At 39.5% G+C, this 3,884-nt stretch carries 2 protein-coding genes; one reads left to right on the forward strand and one right to left on the reverse strand.

Annotated elements, in window-relative coordinates:
• Window positions 1-451 precede the first annotated feature (451 nt).
• Window positions 452-850, forward strand: a complete 399-nt coding sequence (locus L1D46_RS19935) for a hypothetical protein (protein ID WP_130050241.1) — start codon at window positions 452-454, stop codon at window positions 848-850.
• Window positions 851-901: 51 nt separating this feature from the next.
• On the opposite strand, the gene L1D46_RS19940 is transcribed toward L1D46_RS19935, so the two are convergent.
• The gene (locus L1D46_RS19940; protein WP_239978113.1) at window positions 902-3,676 is read right to left on the reverse strand and encodes an ExeM/NucH family extracellular endonuclease; all 2,775 of its coding nucleotides are present in this window, start codon (window positions 3,674-3,676) and stop codon (window positions 902-904) included.
• Window positions 3,677-3,884: the final 208 nt, after the last annotated feature.

The raw sequence follows: 3,884 nt of genomic DNA on the forward strand, positions 1-3,884 counted from the left end.
GTCCTTCTTATACCAACCCGCAATAATACTTAATCATTTTGAGGGATTAAACCTGTCGCTAACTGCGTTAAAAATTTCTCATTTAGAACAACTAAATAACGAAATTTTTGCCTTGTTATCAACGAGGTTTAATTGCCTCAAAATAGACTACTTAATTAAGCGGATTGGTATTAATTGTCGCAATCCAATAATCTCATTCTTTAGTGTCTATATATCTCTAACATTAAGCTTAAAGTCTTGGTGTTGGTTTTTTAAGTGTTATTTTCATACAAAATTAATATTTAATAAAAGACTGTGTTTTTAGCAAGTTGCAATCCAAATATTGAAATGCACTTATAAAGTATTTTTATTCACTTGTGTACCTATTTTCAGCAATGTAGAATCGTGATAACAACCATTTTTAGTTATTTAGTATTAATTTTCTAAAGCTATCAAATTAAGATTTATATTTATGAAAATGATCAAGTTAAGTCCAAACTGGATTTTACAAGGAATCAAGATCGCGTTGGCTATGCTTATTGCATTAGTTGCCAACTCCTTTGGAACATCATTATTAATTATTATTTTGCCTGTATTACTTATATTTCTTGTGCTGAGCTATTTAGGGATGCGCTCTTTATATTGTTATAAGGCAGGGATATGTTACTCATTAGGCTTAGGAAAGCGTTATATAAATGCTGAGGACATTAAGGAAATTGAGTTTAAATCGGTGGCATTTTTGACTGTTTTTAGGGTTTTCCTTAAAAATGGCAAAGTATTAAGGTTTATTAATTGGCAAATTGATGAGCAGCAACAGGGCTCGATAACAGCACTTTACCAACCTGACAATAAAGAAGAACAAATCGCTTAACGATACAAATAAAATGGCCGCGAAAGCGGCCATTTATTCATATTGTGTCGTTTATTTCTTTAGACGACGCAGTGCAAATGGTAAAGCTAGTAAGCTTAACCAAGCAAGTGAACCAGAATCATCATCTTTAGACTCTTTCTCTGCTTCATCTTCTTCAACTTCTTCAGTTACATCATCTGCTTCATCGTTAGTAATGTTGATGTATAGCAGTTGCGCTTCTGATAAGTTGCCTGCGCTATCCTGTGCACGGATCATCAGCGTAAGCTTGTCTTCTTCTTCGAAATCTAGCTCTTTAGCAACTGTGATTTCACCTGCGGCACTGATTGCAATCGCATCTGCATGCTCACCAACAATACTAAAACTTACTACAGGTGTGTAATCAGCATCGCCATCAGAGAAAACTAATTGGCCTATAACTGCGCCAATTTCACTGTTTTCTACGATTTCGAATGCTTGATCTGCTTCGATTATAGGTGCTTGTTGCTCAGGAATAGGCTCTGCAGATTGAATATCAATAATCACAGGGTCGTGATCAGATGCACGATATGCGTTATCTGCATAAAGGCCTGCTTGTTGTGTTGCTGACTTATACTCAAGGTTGTAGTCTAGGCTGATTGGCTCATCGGCATTGATATGCCAATCAGTCGCAGCAACAACTTTATCAAGCATAGATTCTGTTACTAGCGCGTGGTCAAGACTACCAATACGGCCAGAGAAGCTATAAGAGTAACCTAATGTATCACCGTCTAGTTCAGCAACCGCACTCTTAAGACCTTTGTCTGCAAATGCACGAATAGGATCTTCCATCGCGTAAGAGTTCATGTCACCCACTAGGATGATATCTTCATCTTCAACTTCAGTTGGGTAAGTTGCTAACCAATCTGCATAAGCATTAGCACCCGCAACACGGATTTCATTCCAACAGGCTTGACCATCGCCTAAGTCAGCATTATTACCCTCAGCGCTGCCACAGCCACCTTTAGATTTTAAGTGGGCAACTGCAACTGTGAAGATTTCTTCGCTTTCAAGAGATTGGAAGCTTTGGGCAATAGGCGGACGATTGCTGTAATCAAAAGGTTCAGCAGTTGTATGAGCTGCCTTACCTACTTCTGATACTTTATTTGAGCGATAAATTAAAGCTGTTGTGATTTGATCAGTACCAATTTTTTCAACATCAAAATCAACAAATGCGTAAGTGTTTTCTGCATCTTCGTCATTAAGAGCTGAAACTAGGCTTGCAATAGCACTGTTTTCACCGAAACCATCGTTTTCGATTTCCATTAAGCCAATGACATCAGCATTGATAGCTGTAATTGCACTGACAATTTTTGCTTGCTGACGAATAAACTCTTCTTCGCTGTCTGCACCACGGCTAGTTGGGAAACCTGCGCCTTGGCCATCACCATTGAAATAGTTTAATACGTTGAAGCTCGCTACACGAAGATCTGCATCTTCGTTAAGCTCTGGCGCATCGGTACGTGGGTTTGTTGCTGTAAACTCAGGTTGCACTGTAGGGTGAATGCGGTAACGGTTGAAACTGTAACCCATCACACCTGTAACAGTGTTTACTGTGTCACCCAAACGTAATGTGTTATAGGCATCAAGACCTGTGCCTGGGTAGGCGATTGGATCAAGGTTTTGTTTTGTTGAACCATCGTCGAGTAAGATTTGTTTTTTCAGGTTTTCAGCTTCAACAGCATTTGCTGCATCACCCGGTAGTGCAATTTGAGTACCTTGGTATAAACGCTCAGTACCTAAGTCAACCTCACCATAACGGCCAAGACCGTAGTTGTTATTGACAACTAAAGGTTGATCTATGGTTACTAACATACCTTCATAGGCTTCAAGGTCTGCAACTTCAGCAACTGGTAAAGTAACAACGGTTGGATCTGTAGATAGGCCTGTAGCACAGATTTCAACTTGGCTTACATCACCTAGCTGTGTCGCGCTGTAGTATTCAGCTACGCTACCTTTAACACGTACATGATCACCAACGGCAACATCAGTATCTGCGAAATAAACAAATACACCTTCAGAGGTAAGTGGGTTTGTATCAGCATCAGCAGCAAGTGAGCTAATAAAGAAGCCTTTGAGCTGATCATCACCTTGGAAGTCTGCGGTCACTACACCTTCAACTTCAACTTCAGTGTCAATAAGTGGGCTGTCGCCGCCTTCACCTTGAATTGCGTTGATTAATGTTTTTGTTGCTCCACACTCAAGCGGAGTAACTGGCTCTGGCTCAGGAGTTGGTTCTGTGCTTTCACCGTATTGACCAATATTGCTAAAATCATTTTGGTCGAATTGTTCCCACTCTTCGCTAGGGTTAAATGCTGATGTTGCATCAGTACGACCTGAAGTCACAGTCGTTTTGCGACGTAGTGTTTTATTGGCTGTTGTTACACCACCTTCATCCCATGCTGAACCAGGATCAACACCTAGTTGACCAAAGCTATCAACTATTTCACCGTCTTTAGTTAGGACTAGCGCGTCATCACCGTTGAAGTAAGTAATTGTTGATTCTATATCGGCTTTTGTCTTCAATTCATCAACAGAACCAGCGTTAACAATAACGTAGGTCGCATTTGCTGCAAGTGTACCTGTTAAAGCTAAGCTGTTGTTTGGATCTGCTAGGTCTCCATTACCATTTGAGTATAAAGAGATAGTGTAACCATCAAGCGATAGTTCAGCGCCAGAGTTGTTGTAAAGTTCTACCGCTTTATTGTTAGAGCTTCCTTCAACGTATTCAGAGATGATTAGGTTGGCAGAAGCAGGCGCGCTCAGGCTTGCAATAACAAGCGCGAGCGGCGTTAATTTTGTATTTATCATTATTTTTCCCGTGTATGTATTTTTAAAGTCCCAATATGGGACACAGTACTTTAAGAAAAATCTATGACAAATTAAATGCAAAATGTTAATAAAATAGGAATAATTTCCAATTTTTAGAATATTTACTTTAGATTAGTTATTTTTTAACCAAACTGCTGCTTGTTTTGCAAAATAAGTTAGGATGCCATCTGCGCCAGCACGCTTAACT

The sequence above is a fragment of the Pseudoalteromonas sp. Isolate3 genome (assembly GCF_022398505.1).
GTDB classification, from domain to species: Bacteria; Pseudomonadota; Gammaproteobacteria; order Enterobacterales; family Alteromonadaceae; genus Pseudoalteromonas; species Pseudoalteromonas apostichopi.

Excerpts from the sequence above, each read along its gene's own strand:
- L1D46_RS19935 (WP_130050241.1), top strand. The coding sequence starts at position 452 with ATGAAAATGATCAAGTTAAGTCCAAACTGGATTTTACAAGGAATCAAG.
- L1D46_RS19940 (WP_239978113.1), bottom strand. The coding sequence starts at position 3,676 with ATGATAAATACAAAATTAACGCCGCTCGCGCTTGTTATTGCAAGCCTG.